At 71.3% G+C, this 19,709-nt stretch carries 15 protein-coding genes; 10 read left to right on the top strand and 5 right to left on the bottom strand.

The features are described from left to right. Positions 1–3: 3 nt before the first annotated feature. From AB0B57_RS19080 to AB0B57_RS19060, 5 genes are all read right to left on the bottom strand, one after another. On the bottom strand, positions 4–972 hold the full coding sequence (locus AB0B57_RS19080) for a TAXI family TRAP transporter solute-binding subunit (protein ID WP_357070998.1): 969 nt from the start codon (positions 970–972) through the stop codon (positions 4–6). Beyond that, on the bottom strand, positions 969–1,361 hold the full coding sequence (locus tag AB0B57_RS19075) for a roadblock/LC7 domain-containing protein (protein WP_357070995.1): 393 nt from the start codon (positions 1,359–1,361) through the stop codon (positions 969–971). Before AB0B57_RS19075 ends, AB0B57_RS19080 begins: the two co-directional genes overlap by 4 nt. Next, complete coding sequence (locus AB0B57_RS19070) at positions 1,358–3,748, bottom strand: nitrate- and nitrite sensing domain-containing protein (RefSeq protein ID WP_357070992.1); 2,391 nt, start codon at positions 3,746–3,748, stop codon at positions 1,358–1,360. The genes AB0B57_RS19075 and AB0B57_RS19070 overlap by 4 nt, the downstream gene beginning before the upstream one ends. A 62-nt stretch (positions 3,749–3,810) precedes the next feature. Continuing rightward, complete coding sequence (locus tag AB0B57_RS19065; RefSeq protein WP_357070989.1) at positions 3,811–4,833, bottom strand: TAXI family TRAP transporter solute-binding subunit; 1,023 nt, start codon at positions 4,831–4,833, stop codon at positions 3,811–3,813. Continuing rightward, a complete protein-coding gene (locus AB0B57_RS19060; RefSeq protein ID WP_357071065.1) occupies positions 4,830–6,920 on the bottom strand; it encodes a TRAP transporter fused permease subunit in 2,091 nt (696 codons plus the stop codon). Before AB0B57_RS19060 ends, AB0B57_RS19065 begins: the two co-directional genes overlap by 4 nt. An 858-nt stretch (positions 6,921–7,778) precedes the next feature. On the opposite strand from AB0B57_RS19060, the gene AB0B57_RS19055 reads away from it, so the two are divergent. The 10 genes from AB0B57_RS19055 to AB0B57_RS19010 all read left to right on the top strand — a co-directional run bounded on the left by AB0B57_RS19055 (position 7,779) and on the right by AB0B57_RS19010 (position 19,709). Then, positions 7,779–8,798, top strand: a complete 1,020-nt coding sequence (locus tag AB0B57_RS19055) for a YihY/virulence factor BrkB family protein (RefSeq protein WP_357070986.1) — start codon at positions 7,779–7,781, stop codon at positions 8,796–8,798. Between the two features lie 341 nt (positions 8,799–9,139). Next, the gene (locus tag AB0B57_RS19050) at positions 9,140–10,318 is read left to right on the top strand and encodes an ROK family protein (protein WP_357070983.1); all 1,179 of its coding nucleotides are present in this window, start codon (positions 9,140–9,142) and stop codon (positions 10,316–10,318) included. Between the two features lie 133 nt (positions 10,319–10,451). Continuing rightward, a complete protein-coding gene (locus AB0B57_RS19045) occupies positions 10,452–11,960 on the top strand; it encodes a sugar ABC transporter ATP-binding protein (RefSeq protein ID WP_357071062.1) in 1,509 nt (502 codons plus the stop codon). Continuing rightward, complete coding sequence (locus AB0B57_RS19040) at positions 11,957–13,084, top strand: ABC transporter permease (RefSeq protein WP_357070980.1); 1,128 nt, start codon at positions 11,957–11,959, stop codon at positions 13,082–13,084. The genes AB0B57_RS19045 and AB0B57_RS19040 overlap by 4 nt, the downstream gene beginning before the upstream one ends. Positions 13,085–13,182: 98 nt before the next feature. Further along, the gene (locus tag AB0B57_RS19035) at positions 13,183–14,235 is read left to right on the top strand and encodes a substrate-binding domain-containing protein (protein WP_357070977.1); all 1,053 of its coding nucleotides are present in this window, start codon (positions 13,183–13,185) and stop codon (positions 14,233–14,235) included. A 19-nt stretch (positions 14,236–14,254) separates the two neighbouring features. Continuing rightward, complete coding sequence (locus AB0B57_RS19030; protein WP_357070974.1) at positions 14,255–15,463, top strand: Gfo/Idh/MocA family oxidoreductase; 1,209 nt, start codon at positions 14,255–14,257, stop codon at positions 15,461–15,463. A gap of 478 nt (positions 15,464–15,941) precedes the next feature. Beyond that, on the top strand, positions 15,942–17,108 hold the full coding sequence (locus AB0B57_RS19025; RefSeq protein WP_357070971.1) for an inositol-3-phosphate synthase: 1,167 nt from the start codon (positions 15,942–15,944) through the stop codon (positions 17,106–17,108). Beyond that, complete coding sequence (locus AB0B57_RS19020; protein WP_357070968.1) at positions 17,092–18,027, top strand: SCO3242 family prenyltransferase; 936 nt, start codon at positions 17,092–17,094, stop codon at positions 18,025–18,027. The genes AB0B57_RS19025 and AB0B57_RS19020 overlap by 17 nt, the downstream gene beginning before the upstream one ends. Then, positions 18,024–19,043 (top strand): sugar phosphate isomerase/epimerase family protein, encoded by a 1,020-nt coding sequence (locus tag AB0B57_RS19015; protein WP_357070965.1) that lies wholly within the window; start codon positions 18,024–18,026, stop codon positions 19,041–19,043. The genes AB0B57_RS19020 and AB0B57_RS19015 overlap by 4 nt, the downstream gene beginning before the upstream one ends. A 57-nt stretch (positions 19,044–19,100) precedes the next feature. Further along, positions 19,101–19,709: an EboA domain-containing protein gene (locus AB0B57_RS19010; RefSeq protein WP_357070962.1), complete on the top strand. Its 609-nt coding sequence runs from the start codon at positions 19,101–19,103 to the stop codon at positions 19,707–19,709.

Genomic DNA, 19,709 nt, shown 5'->3' with positions numbered 1-19,709 from the left:
CGCTCAACTCCCCCGGTAGTAGCGGCTGGCGCCGGGATGCAGCGGGATCGGCTCGCTCAGCGCGGCACTGGCCCGGGTGAAGTTCGCTGCCTCGGGATGGACGGCGATCAGCTCTGCCTGGTGTTCGAAGAGCGTCCGGGTGAGGTCGTACGCCAGGCCGTCGGGCATGTCGGCGCTGACCAGGATCACGTTCGCCACGGTGATGGTGGGCGCGTCAGTCGCCGTGTTGTAGACGTTGGCGGTCAGCGTCGAGGTGGTGTAGACGGGGCCGTAGCCCTTTTCCAGCGGCGGGAGGAGGGTGTCCAGCGGTAGCAGCCGGAACACACCGGGCGAGCTGGTGAGCAGGTCCTTGATGCCGGGGGTGGGCAGACCACCGGAGAAGAACATGGCGTCCAGGCTGCCGGCCCGCATCTGTTTCACCGTCTCGGGCAGTGACAGGGTGAGCCGTCGCACGTCGCGGTCCGGATCGAGATTGGCCGCGGTGAGCAGCCGGCCGGCGATGATGTCGGTGCCGGACTTCGGCGAGCCGGTGGAGACCCGCTTGCCGCGCAGGTCGGCGACGGTCTCGATCTTGCTGTTGGCGCGCACGATCAGGTGGGTGTAGTTGCTGTAGATGCGGGCCAGCGCGCGGACCGACTGCGGCTTCCCGTCGAACGCGCCCTTTCCGGCGATGGCGTCGGCCGCGGTGTCGGCGAGACTGAACGCGATCTCCATGTCGCCGCTGGTCAGGCGGTTGATGTTCTCCACCGAGGCGCCGGTCGGTTCGGCCCGTGCCTCGTAGCCGGGCAGATGTCGATTGATCAGGTCCGCGTAACCGCCGCCGAGTTGGTAGTAGACGCCTGTGGTGTTGCCGGTGGCCAGGAAGATCCGCCCGCCGTGCCAGGCGTCCGACGTGGACGATTCGCCGCCGCAACCCGCGACGAGCACGGCCAGCAGCAGCGCCGCCCCCAGCCGCCGCACCCGTGTGGTCACCGGCGAACCGCCGGCTCCAGGGCCTCGGCCACCCGCTGCACCAAAGTCGCGGTTTCGTAGCCGATCTGGCCGAGGTCACAACCGGGTGCCGCGAGCACGCCGAGCAACGCGCGTGAGCCGACCGCCATCACCAGCAGCACACCGCCGTCCATGTCGACGATCTGCTGGCGTACGCGGCCGGCGGACATCAGCCGAGCCGCGCCGACGGTCAGACTCGCCAGTCCGCTGATCACGGCGGCGAGCTGGTCGACCTGGTCGATCGAGAGGTGCGGGGAGGCGGCCAGTCGAAGCCCGTCCTCGGAGACCGCGAGGGCGTGCGACACGTCCGGAACCTGGTCCACGAAGTTCGCGAGCAGCCAGTCCAGGCCTGTTGTCACCGGTGGGTTCATCGAATTCTCCCGTTGGGTGTCGTGTACGGGTTGGAGCGGGCGGCGCTCGCAACGCCCTCGGCGAGGGCGGAGAGGCGACGCCGGACCACCTCGGGATCGAGCAGATCCGACTCGCTGACGGGGGACGGTGGTGGGGGCACGTGCGTGGGCAACTGCGTGGGCAGTGAGTCACCGCGGCTCCGACGAGGCAGCCCACCGGCGGTGAGCTGCGGGGTTGGCGGGGCAGCCGGCGGCGGCAGGGGCGCAGTGCCAGGAAGCGGCCCGGTGGGCGGCGGCAGGGGCGCAGCGCCCGGAAGCGGCCCGGTGGGCGGCGGTACCGCGGCGACGCCGCGAGCCTGCCCGCCCGCCGCGCCCTGGGCGGCGACGAGTGGCCGTGCCCCGGCGGTGGCGTCGCTGGTCGGCCGGAACCAGGCCGCCGGCCGTCCGGCCAGCGGCCGACCCGCCACGGGCTGATGATGGGCGACCGTCTCGATCCGGGTCAACAGCAGGTCGGGGAGTTCCACCTGGGCGATGGTGCCGGTGCCGGTGCTGTAGAGCTGCACCCGGATCCCGTACCGGACGGCCAGGTGAGCCACCACGTGCAATCCCATGCTGCCGGCCGCCGCACTGCTGATCATGGCTGGGCTCGCGAGCCGCTCGTTGATCGAGGCCAGCCGGCCCGGCCGGATGCCGATCCCGTGGTCGTGGACCCGCAGCAGCAGCCCGTCCACCGTGTGCCGGCCGTCGACAAGCACTGGCGTGTGCGGCGGTGAGTAGACGGTGGCGTTCTCCAGCAGCTCGGCGAGCAGGTGCACCAGGCTGCCGACCGCCGCGCCCTGCACCCCGGCCGCCGGCAGGTTCAGCTCCACCCGGGGATAGTGCTCGATCTCCGAGGCCGCCGCCCGGACCACGTCCTCCAGGTGCAGCGGAGCCTCGTGCCCCCGGCTCGGTTCGCCGCCGGAGAGGACCAGCAGGTTCTCCCCGTTGCGACGCAGCCGGGCGGCGAGGTGATCCAGTGCGAAGAGGCGTTCGAGGATCCGGGGGTCGGTCTCCTCGCGCTCGAAGTCGTCGAGCAGCCGTAGCTGGCGGGTGATCAGGGTGCGGATCCGCCGGGCCAGCGCCTCGGCCATCCGCGTCATGTCCAGGCGCAACTCGGCCTGCGCGCCGGCGAGGCGCAGCGTGGCCTGGCTGACCGTGCCGAAGGCCGCGGCGACCTGGGCGACCTCGTCGTGGCCACGCGCGATCGCGGCGGTGGCCGCGCCGGCGGCGCTCTCGTCCGGGCGCTGCGCACCGGCGGCGATGGCGGTGATCCGCTCCGGTAGCTCGTGGTTCGCCATGGCCAACGCCGCGGCCCGGAGGCGGCTCAACCGCCGGCTGATCCGTATCGCCAGCACCACGGCCGTGATCAGCGAGCCGAGCGCCACGACACCGGTCACCCCACCGGTGAGCAGCGCCGTCCTCAGCGTGTCGCGGGCCAGCGCCGCGGCGTCGCGGTCGAGATCCTCGGAGAGTTCACGGCCGAGCAGGTTGTACCGGCGCAGCGTGCCACTCTGCGCCACGAACCAGGCGTCGCCGTCGGTCTTCATCGCCTGGGCGCCACCGTCGGTCTCCAGCACCGCGTCCCGCATGGTGCGGGCCGTCTCCACGTCACCGCCGGTCAGCAGCCGGGCCCAGGAACTGCCCGCCGTGTCGGTCGCGATCCGGAGAAACTCGGCCTCGCGCTGCTCCTGGGCACCGTTGAGCGAACCGAGCCGGGCAAGCTCGCCGGGGTTGAGCCGGCCCCGGACGAAGACGGCACGCAGCAGGTCACGTTCGACGGAGGCCAGGTGCTCCTGGGTGGCGACGGAGGCGACCTCCCGGGCGGCGTTCGCCAACTCCGGGTCCCGCAACTGGGCCGGCAGCGCGTCCGCGACAGCCAGCAGGGACTCGACGGTGCGGGCGTACGCCGGGTCCGCCTCCGTGCCGGTCAGCGCCAGGGCGCGGTTGGGGGAGAGCTGTTCGAGTTGACCTCTGGCCCTGCCGAGCACCGACGTCAGCTCGGGCACCGACTCCCGGGCCTGCTCATCGGCGGAGCGGAACCGCTCGACGGCGGCGTCGACGCGACGCCGCTGGGCGTCCACGAGGGGCCGTCCGGCGGTGCCGCCACGTTGGCGCAGCGCCGCCGTTTCGCCGAGTTCCCGCTCCAGTTCGTGGACCAACTGGACGGTGACGGTGGCGGTGGCGGAGAGGACACGGGCCCGCTCGGCGTCCGCGCTGGCGTCGAGCGCGGCGCTGGTCTGCGCGGCACCGAGCACGGTCAGACTGATGATGGTCACCAGGATCGGCGCGAGTAGCTGGGTGCGGATCGAGCGAAGGTTCTCGAGAACACCGCCGGAGCGGTGCTGGCGTACGTGGGCGGGGAGCGGCACGGGGTCTCCCGGGTCGGGGTGGTGCCCGGCCCGGGCGCTGGGCCCGGGCCGGGATGATCGGATCAGCTTGCGGCGCTCAGCTTCGTCAGTGCCGTCTCCGCCCCACGGTGCAGCGGCACCGGGTCGGTCTTGCGTGCGTTCGCCAGGTCGATGCCCTTGGCCGCCGGGTTGGCCTGGCTGAGGGCGTCCTTCTTCTCGAACACGGTCTTCGTGATGACGCAGGCGACGTTGGCGTCGAGGTCGTCGCGGACCAGCAGCACATTCGGCACCACGATGGTCGGGACGTCGGCGGGAGTCTTGTAGACGTCCTTGGTGATCGTCCCGGCCTGGTACGCGGGGTTCAGCTCGGCCATCTTCGGCAGCAGCGGGCTGATGTCGATGAACTTCACCTTGTCGGCCGCGGTGGTGAAGAGGTCGGTGACGCCGCCGGTCGGGGTGCCGCCGGACCAGAAGAAGCCGTCGACGCTGCCGTCCTTCATGCCGTCGACGGTCTTGGTCAGGTCGAGCCGCTGCGCCTGGATGTCCTTTGCCGGGTCGAGGCCGGCCGCGGTGAGCAGCCGCTGCGCGATGACCTCGGTGCCCGACTTGGGCGATCCGGTGGAGATCTTCTTGCCCTTCATCTCGGCGACCGAGGTGATTCCCGAGTCGGCCCGGACGACGACCTGGGTGTAGTTGTCGTAGATCCGCGCGAGCGCCTTCACCGGCTGCGGCCCCTTGAAGGTCCCCTTGCCCTGCGTCGCGTTGACCGCGGTGTCGAAGAGCGAGAAGGCGACGTCGTACTGTCCGGCGACGAGTTGCTCGATGTTCTGCACCGAGGCGCCGGTCTCGGCGGCGGTGCCGGTGAGCTTGCCACCGCTGGCCGTGGCGAGTTGCCCGGCGAGCGCGTTGCCGACGACGTAGTAGACCCCGGTGGCGTTGCCGGTGGCGATGCCGACCCGGGTGTCCTTGGTGACCTCGCAGCCGACCGCGCTGGAGGTGTCGTCGGTGGCCGCACTCTTCTGACGGCCCCCGCAGCCGGCGACGCCGGCCGCGATCAGGGTGACTGCCCCGAGACTCGCGGCTATTCGCACGTTGATCCGTCTCACCTGTTCTCCTCCTGATGGTCTATCTGGTTGACGCCCCTGTCGGCGGCGGCCGTCCGGTTGGCCGTCCTGCGACGGAGCAGAACACCCGCCACGGTGAGCGCGACCAGGGCGGCGCCGACCATGACGGGGACAGGTTCGAGCCACAGCAGAACCAGCCCGGCGAGCGCGCCGACGATCCGCTCGGGTTTTCCGGCCGGGCCGATGCCGGGCAGCCATCCACCGGCCGCCACCGCGAGCACCGCGACTCCGAGCGCGGTGGTCAGGCCGGCCAGCAGGATGCGGTCCACCCCGCCGATGCCGAGCAGCCCGAGCCCGGTAGGCGTGAGCACGAAGGCGATCGGGATGAGGTACGCGGGTAGCGCGTACCGCAGGGTCTGCCACATGGTCGGGACCAGTCGCCCGCCGGTGACGGCGGCGGCGGCCACCGCGGCGAGCGCGGTCGGCGGCGAGGCCTCGGAGAGCACCGCGAAGTAGAAGACGAACATCGCCGCGGCGGGTGCGTCGACGCCCAGGTTGAGCAGCGCGGGCCCGATGATCACCCAGCCGATCACGAACGAGGCGGTGACCGGCACGGCCAGGCCGAGCAGCGTGAGCGCGAGCGCGGCGAGCACGGCGGTGAGCAGGAGCACGACGAACGGGTTGGAGCTGACCGCCTGGGCGCCGCTGAGCAAGAGCGCCGCGGCCTGCGGGCCGAGGCCGGTCTTGGTGGTGGTGGCGGTGATGATGCCGGCAGCGGCGCAGACCGCGCTGACCGCCAGCACTCCGCGCACTCCGTTGGTGAGCGCCTCGACCAGGCGTGCGGGGGTGAGTCGGTGCCGCCGGTCCAGGAAGGAGAGCACGGCCGCCAACGCGGTGGCCAGCACCACGGCCCTGGTCGCCGAGGCGCCGAGGGCGAGCATCACGACGATCACGATCAGCGAGAGGAAGTGGTAGCCGAAGCGGGCCAGCAGCGACCAGGCCGATCCGGCGTCGATCGTGACCCGACGTACCCCGGAGCGGCGGGCGTCGATCTCCACCGCGAGCAGGATGCCCAGGTAGTAGAGCAGGGTCGGCACGGTGGCCCAGCCGAGCACCTGGAGGTACGAGACGCCGAGGTACTCGGCGATGATGAACGCGGCGGCCCCCAGCGTCGGCGGCGACAGGATCGCGCCGACGCCGGCGGCGGCGAGCATGCCGCCGGCCCGCTCCGGCGGATAGCCGGCTCGGCGCAGGATCGGCCAGGTGACCGAGCCGATGCTGACCGTGGTGGCCGCGCCCGACCCGGAGACGGTTCCGAGGAGGAAGCCGGCGGCCACCGCGGTGCGTCCCGGTGCGGTTCGGGAGCGGCGGAACGCGGCGGCGGAGAGTTCCACGAAGAATCGGCCAGCGCCGGAGAGGTCCAGCACCGCGCCATAGATGGTGAAGAGCACGATGTACGAGGCGGCCACGTCCAGTGGGGTGCCGTAGAAGCCGCTGTCGGAGTTGTAGAAGGCGTCGATGAGCTGCCCGAAGTCGAGGCCGGCATGGGCCACTGGCCAGGACTGCGGTAGCAGCCCGCCGTAGTAGCCGAAGGCCAGGAAGAGCAGACAGACCGCCGGCAGGATCCAGCCGGTGGTCCGGCGGCACGCCTCCAGCAGCAGGACCAGCAGCACGGTGCCCAGCACCAGGTCGACCGGGTCGAGCAGCCCCTGTCGATCGAGGAAGGCGTCGTATCCGCCGCCACCCGTACCGACGGACACCGGTAGCACCGGGTAGAGGCAGCTCAGCAACGCGGCCACGGCGAGCACCCAGTCGACCGGGGTGGGGCGCATCCGGGTCGTCGGGCTGCTCGCCGGGTCGGTCGGCGCTGCCGGTGTGCCTCGTCGGGGCAGGCGCACTCCCGACGGGTACGCCAGGAAGACCATCGGCAGGACGCCGGCGAGGAAGATGATCAGGTAGAACTTGCTGCCCTGCGCCAGCGGAAAGAAGACCTGGTAGATGGCGAGGAGAGCGACGGCGAGGGTGACGCCGGCGAGGAAGAAGCCGAGTGGCCCGGTGAACACCCGGCCCGGTTTCTCATCCTCGAACTGTGCGGTCAACTCGGGGTCGGGCTGCCCGCCGATGGCCACGGGGGTGGGTTCGGCCGCTGGACCCTTCTCGGCGGGTGGCCTCAGTGGCCGTTCGTCGACGTCGACCGATGCGGGCACGTCGTCGCCTCGGGGCGAGGGGACGGAGTCCTGAACGGGGTGCGCTGATGACACGCTGGGGGACAATACGGGGGACTGCGCTGTATGGGAATATTGTTGACCGTGATTGCTGTGGGTGACTATTCTTTCGTGAGGGGAATCCCTGAGAATGCCGATTTGCCGAATGGATTTCGTGTCGGCAACAGTCTCATACAGCGACGATTCGGCAGGTCGTGCAGGCTGTGTGGTCCCGCTCGCGGTCGCGGTGAGTGGTGGGCGCCAACAGATACGCATCCCCAACCTGTGGTCACCGACAGTCACATCAACCGTCTCTGCGCGCCGGCTTGGTGCTGCTTTGGCGGGCTTGGTCAGGTTCGATCCTGCCCGGTCACCAGCCGAAAAAACTTGCCAGTGTGACCTTCTTGTTATCGGGCTGGCCAGCCGAGTGTTGCGGAATCCCGGCCAACCTCATTGCCCGGAAAGAAATGCAAGGACCCGATGGTGCTGGCGGCCCGAGCCAGCCGCGATGATCATGGTCCGGTCGGCGCGCTATTAGGGCGGTGGTGTCTGGGGTGTTGTCTGGGGTGTTAGGGGTCGCCGATGCCTCCGGGGGATCACCCACCGCCGCTCCGAGATCGACTCGGATTTCATGAAGTCGGGGCATCGAGGCCATGTTGACACCCCGACTTCCCGAAAGCTGAGGTGATCAGAGGCCGAAACGCCGTACGCGGTCCGGGTTATCGGCGCGGGTCCACGGGGCATGTCGGAGGTGACACCACCACCGACGTGTGAGGAGGGGCGATGGCCTCGGACGAGTCTGCCGCCCGCCGGACGCCTGCCGACGCCAGCGCGCCGGTCGGGCCCGACGCGGGGCCGGACAGCCCCACCGACCTACCCGGCAGCGGCTGGAAGGCGGCACTGCGGCGCACGGTCAGCGAATTCCAGGACGACAGCCTGACCGACTGGGCGGCGGCGCTCACCTACTACGGGGTGCTGTCCATCTTCCCCGGCCTGCTGGTGCTGATCTCGATCCTCGGTCTGCTGGGCGCGGGCGCCACCGAGGGGGTCAAGGACACCGTCAACCAGGCGGTGCCGGAGGGCAGCATCCGCCAGATCATCGTCGACGCGATCACCGCGGCGGACAAGAACGGCAGCCTGGCCAGCATCGCGGCGATCGCCGGTGTGGTGGCCGCGTTCTGGTCGGCGTCCGGCTACATCGGGGCGTTCATGCGCGCCTCGAACAGCATCTACGACGTACCGGAGGGTCGGCCGATCTGGAAGACGCTGCCCATCCGGCTCGGCGTGACCGCGGTGGTCGGGGTGCTGCTGCTGGCCAGTGCGGTGATCGTGGTCTTCACCGGCCGCCTCGCCGAGACGGTGGGGGACGTGGTCGGCCTCGGCTCGGCGGCGGTCACGGTGTGGGACGTCGCCAAGTGGCCGGTGCTGCTGATCCTGGTCAGCCTGATGTTCGCGATCCTCTACTGGGCCTCACCGAACGCCCGGCACGGCGGCTTCCGCTGGGTCAGCCCGGGTGGTGTGCTGGCCGTGGTGATCTGGCTGGTGATCTCCGGCGTGTTCGCCCTCTACGTGAGCAACTTCGGCTCGTACGACAAGACGTACGGGGCGCTGGCCGGGGTGATCATCTTCTTGGTCTGGCTGTGGCTGAGCAACATCGCGATCCTGCTGGGCGCCGAGTTCGACGCCGAGCTGGAGCGGGGCCGCGCCATCGCGGCCGGCCATGGCGTCGACGACGAGCCGTACGTCGAGCTGCGCGACGACCGCAAGCTCCGCAAGAAGCGCAACGCCGCCAACCGCCGCTGACGGCCTCCCGCAGCGCCCGCGCCCCGCGCCGGGACCGACCGGCGGCCCCGCACCGACCGGCGTGCCCCGCACCGACCGTCCCCGCAGCCCACCGCCGCCCCGCCGGTGAAGATCGACTGGCGGGGCGATTTCGTGTGTGTCGATGGAACTGCGGGCGAGCGGACGCGGGCGGCCCGTGATCCTTTTCTTGATCGACTAGTAGCTTTTGTTCTTTCGGACAAAAGTTCATCTCGGAACGGTTGAAGCTCTGGACACGCGGCACAACGCGCTCCTACTGTGTCGGACACAACACTTCGACGTTGCGTCGATGTGAACGATGCCAATGAAGAGGTGACCCCCCGGTGCGGACCGCCGACCCCCTGCACGTACGACTGTTGCGGTTGCTCCGCGACGAGGGGGCCGTCTCCCGCGCCGAGTTGGGCGACCGACTCCAGATGCCGCGCCCGCGCATGCTGGCCGAGCTGGATCGCCTGGTGGCGCTGGGTTATGTCGCCGAGGCGGGGCTCGCCGCCTCCCGGGGTGGGCGGCGCTCGACACTCGTCGAGCTGAACCCGAAGCTGCGCTTCGCCGCCGTCGACCTCGGCGCCAGCTCGATGGACATCGAGGTGGTCAACGGCCGCCTCGAACCGGTCGCCCAGTACGCCGAGCCGGCCGACATCCGCAATGGACCGAAGGTGACCCTGCAACGGGTCAACGAGCTGCTGCACAAGGCCCGGGTCGACGGTGCGTACGAGCGGTTGGACGCGGTGGGCATCGGCGTCCCCGGTCCGGTCAGCTTCCGCGACGGTGTTCCGGTGTCGCCGCCGATCATGCCGGGCTGGGACCGGTTCCCGGTGCGCGAGTTGCTCAGCCGGGAGCACGGCTGCCCGGCGGTGGTCGACAACGACGTCAACATCATGGCGATCGGCGAGCGGCACGGTGGGGTCGCCCACTCGGTGGACGACTTCCTCTTCATCAAGATCGGCACCGGTATCGGGTGCGGCATCTACCTCACCGGCGAGGTCTACCGGGGCACCGACGGTTGCGCCGGCGACATCGGCCACATCCAGGTCGACTCGCACGGTCCGATGTGCTCCTGCGGCAACGTCGGCTGCCTGGAGGCGCTGTTCAGCGGCGCCGCGCTGGCCAAGGACGCCTTGGCCGCCGCCCGCAGTGGGACGTCGCCGGCGCTGGCCGAGCGGCTGGCGCTGCGCGGGGTGGTCACCGCGCTGGACGTCGCCGAGGGCGCCGTCGAGGGCGACGTGACGTGCATCCAACTGATCCGGGACGGCGGACGACGGGTCGGCGGGGTGCTCGCCGGCCTGGTCAGCTTCACCAACCCGTCGATGATCGTGATCGGCGGCGGGCTGGCCCAACTCGGGCACATCCTGCTCGCCGAGATTCGCAGTGTGGTCTACCGCCGGTCGCTGCCGCTGGCCACCGGCAACCTGCCGGTCGTGCTGTCCGAGCTGGGTGGACGTGCCGGTGTCACCGGCGCGGCAGTGCTCGCCGGCGATGTCGCCTTCGGGGAAGCCGCATGAACCAGACCGAAATCCTGTCGTGAGCGAGGAGGAGACTGTGGCTCTGTCCGAGGATGACCCCGCCACCGCGTCGGCCGAGGCCGCCGCCGAGGCACCGCTGGTCGAGGCTCCCGCCGACACCGTCGCGGGCGAGGTGGTCCTGCGCCTCACCGATGTGGTCAAGACCTTCCCCGGTGTACGCGCACTGGACGGCGTGCAGCTTGAGGTGCGTGCCGGCGAGGTGCACTGCCTGCTCGGGCAGAACGGCGCCGGCAAGTCCACCCTGATCAAGGTGCTCTCCGGGGTGCACCAACCGGATTCCGGTCAGGTGGAGTGGCGCGGCGAGCCGGCCACGTTCACCAACCCGCAGGCCGCGATGAAGGCCGGCATCGCCACCATCTACCAGGAACTCGACCTCGTCGAGGACCTGTCGGTGGCGGAGAACGCCTTCCTCGGTCACGAGTACCGCAGCTTCGGGTTCGTCCGGCGCGGCCGGATGGCTCGGCACACCCGGCAGATCCTCAGCCGGCTGGGCCACGGTGAGATCCCGCCCGGACGGATGGTCCGGTCGCTGCCGGCCGCCGGCAAGCAGATCGTCAGCATGGCCCGCGCGCTGTCGCACGAGGCCCGACTGATCATCATGGACGAGCCGAGCGCGGTGCTGGCCCACGACGAGGTCGGCAACCTGTTCCGGATCATCCGGGAGCTGACCGCGCAGGGCATCGCCGTCATCTACATCTCCCACCGCATGGAGGAGATCCGCGAGATCGGCGACCGGGTCACCGTACTCAAGGACGGTCGGACCACCGCGGCGAACCTGCCGGCGCGCGACACCCCGACCCGCGACCTGGTCAGCCGGATGACCGGCCGCACCATCGAGTACGTCTTCCCGGACCGCCCGGCCGAGGACCCCGCCGGCGCCGACCTGCTCCAGGTGGAGGGGCTGACCCGCACGGGTGAGTTCGCCGACGTCTCGCTGAACGTGCGCGCCGGGGAGATCGTCGGCATCGCGGGCCTGGTCGGCTCCGGCCGCTCGGAGCTGCTGGAGACCATCTACGGCGCCCGCCTCGCGGAGGCCGGGTCGGTCCGGATGAACGGCAAGGTGCTGCGTCCCGGCGTCGGCGCCGCCGTGCGGGCCGGCATGGGGATGGCCCCGGAGGAACGCAAGAGCCAGGCGCTGCTGCTCGGCGAGCCGATCTACCGCAACGTCACGCTGGCCACCTTCGGCCGGTACGCGCGGCTCGGCTTCACCAACGCCGCGAAGGAGCGCGCCGAGGCGGACCGGATCGCCGAGAGCCTGGAGCTGCGGCCCCGGGACGTCGACCGGCCGGTACGCACGCTGTCCGGCGGCAACCAGCAGAAGGTGGTGGTCGGGCGGTGGCTGCTCGGCGGCACCAAGCTGTTGCTGCTCGACGAGCCCACCCGGGGCGTGGACGTGGGCGCCCGGGCTGAGCTCTACCAGGTCATCCGGGGTTTGGCCGCGCAGGGCGTCGGGGTGCTGCTGGTTTCCAGCGAGGTGCCCGAGGTGCTGGGCCTGGCCGACCGGGTGCTGGTGATGCGGGAAGGGCGGGTCGTGCGTGAAGCAGCGGCCGGCGAACTTGACGAAAACACTGTGCTCGACCTCGTGATGGCGGGGTCCTTGATGGAAGGCGCACCGGCATGAGCGACGCGACTCCCACTCCCACCGCGACACCGGAGCGCCCGCAGCTTCCGGCCCAGTCGCCGCCGGTGGACCCGGCGGAGACGGCGGTGGCCAGCGACAAGGCAGCATCCGGGGGCCGGCTCTCCTGGTGGCGGGGCGACGGCGGCGACGGCGCGAAGCGCAACCTGGGTCTGATCGGGGTCCTGGCCGCGCTCATCATCGTCGGCGCGATCACCAAGCCCGACCTGTACGGCGACCCGACGTGGGTCTGGAACAACGTGCTGGCCATCCTGCAACTCGCGTCGGTCGTCGGCGTGGTCACGGTCGGGATGACCTTCGTGATCATCGGCGGGGGCATCGACCTGTCGGTCGGTGCGATCGTCGCGCTGGCCGGTGTCTGGTGCACCACGGTGGCCACCCAGAGCTACGGCGCCGGCGGCATGATCTTCGCCGCGCTGGTGGTCGGCATCTGCGTCGGCCTGGTCAACGGCGTGCTCATCTCGTACGGGCGGTTGGTTCCCTTCATCGCGACGCTCGCGATGCTGGTGGCGGCTCGCGGGCTGGCGTCGTCGATCTCCAACAAGCAGACCCAGGTGTCGAGCAGCACCTTCATCAACGACATCGCGGCGCGCAAGGTTCTCGGGATTCCGATCCTCGTCTACATCCTGGGCGCGGTGGTGGTGGCCGGGTGGATCCTGCTCAACCGGACGACCTTCGGCCGGCGGACCATCGCCGTGGGCGGCAACCCGGAGGCGGCCCGGCTGGCCGGCATCAACGTCCGGCGGCACACCATGCTGCTCTACGCGCTCTCCGGTCTGTGCTGCGGCATCGCGGCCATCATGCTCACCTCGCAGGCCACCTCGGCGCAGGCGGCGATGGCCAACCTGTACGAGTTGGACGCGATCGCCGCGGCGATCATCGGTGGGACGCTGCTCAGCGGTGGTCGGGGCACGATCGTCGGCTCGCTGCTCGGCGTCATCATCTTCGCCACGATCACGAACCTCTTCGCCATCAACGGCCTCTCCATCGAGGCGCAGAACATGGTCAAGGGCGGCATCATCGTCGCCGCCGTCCTGATCCAGCAGTTCCAGTTCAAGTCCGTCACTCGGCTCCTCGCGCGGAACAGGGTCACCACCGCAACCTGACGCACCGCACCGATGTCCCGGGCCACGTCGAGAAATTCGACGGCGGCCGGGCCCCGCACACCCTTATCAACTGAAATTCCGCCCCCAGGAGGTCGTTCATGACCCAGCACAGTCGCGACCTGTCGCGCCGCCGGTTGCTCTTCGGTGGAGCCGCAGTTGGCGCCGCCACCCTGCTCACCGCCTGCACCAGCAACGAGACCCCGGCGGCCAGCACCCAGACCAAGGCCGCCGGCAACGCCGAAGGCAACAACGCCCCGGGCAAGAAGGTCGTCATCGGCTTCTCCGCCCCGGCCGCCGACCACGGCTGGATGGGCGCCATCCACGCCAACGCCAAGGCGCAGGCCGCGGCCTACTCGGACGTGGAGTTCAAGGAGGTCGACGGCGGGTCGAACTCGGAGGCCCAGCGCTCCACGCTCGGCACGCTGATCGCCCAGAAGCCGGACATCATCGTCGTGCTGCCGCACGACGGCAAGGAGGTCAACGCCGTTGCCCTCCAGGCGATGCAGGCGGGCATCCCGATCGTGAACCTCGACCGGGCGTTCCCCGACGCGCTGGCCTCCCGGCTGGTGATCAAGGGTGACAACTACGGCATGGGCGTCTCGGCCGGGCACTTCATCGGCAAGATGCTCAAGGACAAGGGTGTCGCCAACCCGGTCATCGGTGAGATCGCCGGTCTGGAGATCCCGCTGACCGTCGAGCGCAGCAATGGCTTCAAGGCCGCCCTGGCGACCTACGGCTTCACCGTGAAGAACCGCCGTTCGGCGGAGTTCACCTCGGACAGCGGCCAGCGCGAGGCATCCCAGCTGCTCCAGGCGCTGCCGAAGATCGACGCGATCTGGAACCACGACGACGACCAGGGCATCGGTGTGCTCGCGGCCATCAAGCAGGCCAACCGGTCGGAGTTCTTCATGGTCGGCGGCGCCGGCTCCAAGCTCGCGATCGACGCGATCAAGGCCGACAACACGGTGCTCAAGGCGACTGTCACCTACAACCCGTCGATGGCCTCGTCGGCTATCTCGCTCGCGCGGCTCGTCGCGCAGGGTCGGGGCCTGGGCGACCTGACGGAGCTGCAGGTTCCGAAGGAAGTGACCCTGGCCTCGGAGACCATCACCAAGGAGAACGCGAGCAGCTACGACAAGCTCGGGTTCTGACATACCAGGGGAGGCCACCTTGTCCACGACAGACAAAGAACTGCGGGTCGGCATGGTCGGCTACGCGTTCATGGGCGCCGCGCACTCACAGGCGTGGCGCACCGTGAACCGCGTTTTCGACCTGCCGGCGCGGGCCCGGATGGCGCTGATCTGCGGTCGAGACACAACGAAGGTGGCAGATGCCGCCGATCGGCTCGGCTGGGACGCGTCCACCACGGACTGGCGTGAATTGATCAACCGGGATGATATCGACGTCGTCGATATCTGCACCCCGGGTGACAGTCACGCCGAGATCGCTCTGGCCGCACTGGCCGCCGGCAAGCACGTTCTGTGCGAGAAGCCGTTGGCCAACACGGTGGCGGAGGCGCGGGCGATGACCGCTGCGGCGGACGTCGCCCGGGCCGCCGGAGTGCGGTCGATGTGCGGGTTCAACTACCGCCGGGTCCCCGCGGTCACGATGATGCGCCAGATGGTCGCCGACGGACGACTCGGGGTGATTCGACACGTCCGTGCCACGTACCTACAGGACTGGATCGTGGACCCGCAGTTCCCGCTGGTCTGGCGGTTGCAGAAGGACAGGGCGGGCTCCGGCGCGCTCGGTGACATCGGTGCGCACATCATCGATCTGACCCAGTTCGTCACCGGCCAGCGGATCAGCGGGGTCAGTGCGGTCACCGAGACCTTCGTCAAGGAGCGGCCGTTGCCGGCCGAGTCCAGCGGTCTGGCGGCGACTGTGGACGGCGGCTCGGTGCCCACCGGGCCAGTCACCGTCGACGACGCCGCGGTCTTCGTGGCCCGGCTCGACGGCGGCGCCCTGGCCACGTACGAGGCGAGCCGGTTCGCCACCGGTCGCAAGAACGCGCTGCGTGTCGAGATCAACGGCTCGCTGGGCAGTGTGGTCTTCGACCTGGAGCGGCTCAACGAGCTGGAGTTCTACGACGCCACCCGGCCCAGCGTGGAACAGGGTTTCAGCCGCATCCTGGTGACCGAGGGCGAGCACCCGTACATGTCGGCGTGGTGGCCGCCGGGCCACATCATCGGCTACGAGCACTCGTTCACGCACGAGATGCGTGACTTCATCGAGGCGGTCGCCACCGGCGTCGACCCGACTCCCTCCTTCGCCGACGCGTTGCAGGTCCAGCTGGTGCTGGACGCGGTGGCCCGCTCGGCGGAGCTCGGCTCCTCCTGGGCCGAGGTGGAACCGGCGCTTGTCACAGCCGCCGCCTGACCTCTGACCATCCGCGATGGCGGTGTTCGCACCGTCATCGCCCGACCGGCTTTCCGACGCCGACCGGCGAGGGACCGACCGCGGATTGCGCCCCGCGGTCGGGACGAGGTCGGCGGCGGAGAGCGTGCAGCCGGGCCGTACGGCCCGGTGGCGCACGAGCAGGACGGTCGTCCGGTGCGACCGGACCGGGATTCCCCGGCCGCACCGGAGGACCGCCACCACCGGTGGAGACCGGATGCGGGGGAGGCAGGGTCGAGACGCCGACCCGACCCTGCCTACCAGCCCCGCCCGCCCGCACCCGTACCGGGGACCGGTCCGGCGTCGTCGCCGCCGACGCCGACGTCGGAAAACCGGTGCTGTCCCGGTGCGGGGCGGGCGGGCGGGGCCATCCAAACAAGGCCATATCTTTCCGAAACTTATTCTGATATTCCTATATTTAGCGGTACCGACGATTCCTCGAGAACGGGGAAGGAGCACCATGCGAACAGGTGTCTGGCTGATAGGAGCGCGTGGTTCCGTCGCGACCACCAGCATCGTCGGAGGGCTCGCGTTGCGAGCCGGGCTGGCCGGGCCCACCGGCTGCGTCACCGAGCTGCCTGAGCTGCGCGGCCCCGCCCTGCCGGCCTTCGCGGACCTCGTCTTCGGTGGGCACGACCTGGCCACCACCCCGCTGACCAAGCGGGCCGAGGCACTGGCCGACGCGGGCGTCATCCCCTGGCGGCTGGTTGCCGCCCTCCCGGACGAGCTGGGCGCGGTCGAGCAGGAGCTACGCCCCGCACCGGTCGGGGCCACCCAGGCCGATCGCGCCGACGCCGTGGTCCGCGACCTCACCAGCTTCCGCGAGCGGCACGGGCTGGACCGGGTGGTGGTCGTCAACGTCTCCGCCACCGAGGCCACCGCAGCACCGCACCCCGGGCACACCGACCCCGACGCGTTGCGCGCCGCGCTCACCGGCCCGGACGAGGTGCTGCCACCCAGCTCCCTCTACGCGTACGCGGCGCTGCTGGCCGGCTGCTCGTTCGTCGACTTCACCCCGTCCACCGGGCTGCGGCTGCCCGCGTTGGCCGCGCTCGCCGACGAGGCCGGCCTGCCGTACGCCGGGCACGACGGCAAGACCGGGGAGACCCTGGTCAAGTCCGTGCTCGCGCCGATGTTCGCGATGCGCAACCTGGACGTGCGCTCCTGGTCCGGGTTCAACCTGCTCGGCGGTGGCGACGGCGCCACCCTTGCCGACCCGGCCGCGAACGCCGCGAAGGTGCAGAGCAAGCAGCGGGTGCTCGGCGAGACGCTGGGTTACGTCCCGCAGGGCGGCACCCGCATCGAGTACGTCGAGGAGCTGGGCGACTTCAAGACGGCCTGGGATCTGATCACGTTCGCGGGCTTCCTCGGTACGAGCATGCGGATGGAGTTCACCTGGCACGGCTGCGACTCCGCGTTGGCCGCGCCGCTGGTGCTCGACCTGGCCCGACTCACCGCCGCCGCGCACGCCGCCGGGCACGTGGGGCCGCTGACCGAGCTGGGCTTCTTCTTCAAGGACCCGCTCGGCTCGCCCAGCCACTCGCTGGGTGAGCAGTGGGCGCGGCTGACCAACTTCACGCGGCTGCTGCACACCGGCGGGGGCGGTGCCGATGACCACGCTGGCTGACCTCGCCGAGCTGGTCCGGGCGCCGGCCGCGCTCTCGGTCCCCGGTGACGTGGTCGCCGGCGCGGCGGCGGCCGGCGCGTTGGGTCCACGTACCCCCGCCCTGGCCGGCGCCTCGGTGCTGCTCTACTGGGCCGGCATGGCCGCCAACGACTGGGCCGACCGTGACCTGGACGCGGTGGAGCGGCCCGAGCGGCCGATCCCCAGCGGTCGGATCACCCCGGCCGCCGCGGTCGGCCTCGCGGCGGGCCTCACGGCCGCCGGCGTGGGCCTGGCCGCCGCCGTGGGCGGTCGCCGCGCCGCCGCGCTCGCCGTGCCGCTGGCCGCCACCATTTGGGGGTACGACCTGCTGGCGAAGAACACCGCCGCCGGTCCGGCCGTGATGGCCGCCTGTCGTGGCCTGGATGTGCTGCTCGGCGCGTCCGGCGGCCGGGTGACCAGGGCGTTGCCGGCGGCGGTCACCGTCGCCGCGCACACCTGGACGGTCACCGCGCTGTCCCGCCGAGAGGTCAGTGGCGCCGACGCGGCGCTGCCGATGCGCACCCTCGCGGGCACCGCGCTGGTCGCCGCCAGCGCCGCCCTCCCGCACGCCCGACGCGCAGCCGCCAGTGCCGCCGACCAGGGCGGTGCCGACAACGAGATCGGCGGGCGCGCGAGTCGTACCCGCTCGGTCGGGGTCGCGGCCGTGCTGCCCGCCGTGCTGGCCGGGTGGTACGCCGCCCGCTACGGCGCGGCTCAGGCCGAGGTGATCCGGGATCCGTCGGCCGGGCGGGTTCGTGCCGCCGTCGGCGCCGGGATCACCGGCCTGCCCGCCCTCCAGGGGGCGCTGACCGCGCGCGGTGGCGCCGGCCTGCTGGGGTTGGCCGTCGCGGCCGCCGCGCCGCTGGGTCGACGCCTGGCCCGGAAAGTCTCGCCGACATGACAGCTCCCCAGCCCCGATCCGCACCGCCGACGGCCGACGCCACGACGCTGCGCCTCGGGTACGGCACGAACGGTTTCGCCAACCACCGCCTCGACGACGCGCTGGCCGTCCTCGCCGACCTCGGCTACGACGGGGTGGCGCTCACCCTGGACCACGACCACCTGGACCCGTTCGCGCCGGGGCTCGCGCGCCGGGTCGCCGTCCTCGGCCGACGGTTGGAGGAGCTGGGTCTGGCGGTGGTGATCGAGACCGGGGCCCGCTACCTGCTCGACCCGTGGCACAAGCACGCCCCGACGTTGCTGCACGACGACCCGACCCGGCGGATCGAGTTCCTGCGCCGGGCCGTCCGGATCGGCGCCGACCTGGGCGCGGAGGCGGTCTCGTTCTGGGCCGGTGTCCGGCCCGAGACGGTGTCACCGCAGTGCGCCTGGGACCGGCTGGTGGCCGGCTGCGCCACAGTGGTCGACGCGGCGGACGCCGCCGAGGTCACCCTCGGTTTCGAGCCGGAGCCGGGGATGCTGGTGCAGGACATCGCCGACTGGCGTCGGCTGCGCACGGCCCTCGGTGACCCGGCCCGCTTCGGCATCACCCTCGACATCGGCCACTGTCGGTGCCTGGAGCCGTGGCCGGTGCCGCAGTGCGTCGCCGAGGTGGCCGACCACCTGGTCAACGTGCAGATCGACGACATGCGCCGGGGCGTGCACGAGCACCTGGAGTTCGGCGTCGGCGAGATCGACTTCCCGCCGGTGCTGGCCGCCCTGGCCGAGGCCGGCTACCGGGGCCTGGTCGCCGTCGAGTTGCCCCGCGACTCGCACGCCGCACCGGACGTGGCTGCCCGGTCGATCGATTTCCTGCGCGCCGCCGCCGCGACGTCCACCGATTACCACCCTGCCAAACCCCTTTGCTCTGCACCCGCCGAGGCGACATCCGCCCCAGCGGCACCTGCTGCGGCGGCACCCGTCGCAGCGACACCTGCTGAGGCGAAACCCGCCGACGAGGCCCCGGCGCATATATAGGTGCAGAGCAAAGGGTGGTGGTGGGGGCACCTGGAGCAGCACGAGGGAGGAGACGGGATGACACCGGATTCACTGCGGGCCGCGCTGGGAGGCGTACCCGATCCCGACTGGCTGGACACGGCGCTGCGCCGGGTCACGGCCGAGCCCACCGCGATCACCCGGCTCTTCCCCGCCGCCGGCCGACGTTGCGGTCGGGCCGCGCTGCCCGACGCCCCCGGCTGGACCGCCGACGACGCGGCCCGGGTGCTGCTGCTCACCAGCCTGCCCGGCGACCACGCGACGTACGCCGAAAGCCTCTACCAGCACGGGGACGCGGCCGAGCGGCGAGCCGTGCTGCGGGCCCTGCCCCTGCTGCCGATCGGCGCCGCCGGGGTGCCGCTGCTGCACGACGCGATCCGCACCAACGACACCCGGCTGGTCGCCGCGGCCCTCGGCCCCTACGCCCGGCACCTCGACCCGGCCGCCTGGCGGCAGGCGGTGCTCAAGTGCGTGTTCAGCGGCGTCCCCCTGGCCGCCGTGGCCGACCTGGACACCCGGTCCGACGGGGAGTTGGCCGCGATGTTGGCCGCGCTGGCCGCGGAGCGGAACGCCGCCGGCCGGGAGTTGCCCGCCGACGCCACCGACCTGCTCGACCGGCTCACCGCCGCACTGCCCCGGGAGGCGTGA

Source organism: Micromonospora sp. NPDC049101, assembly GCF_040648675.1.
In the GTDB taxonomy this organism is placed as follows: domain Bacteria; phylum Actinomycetota; class Actinomycetes; order Mycobacteriales; family Micromonosporaceae; genus Micromonospora.
Note: the sequence above shows the minus strand (reverse complement) of the source record. Positions and strands in the feature narration are given on the sequence as shown.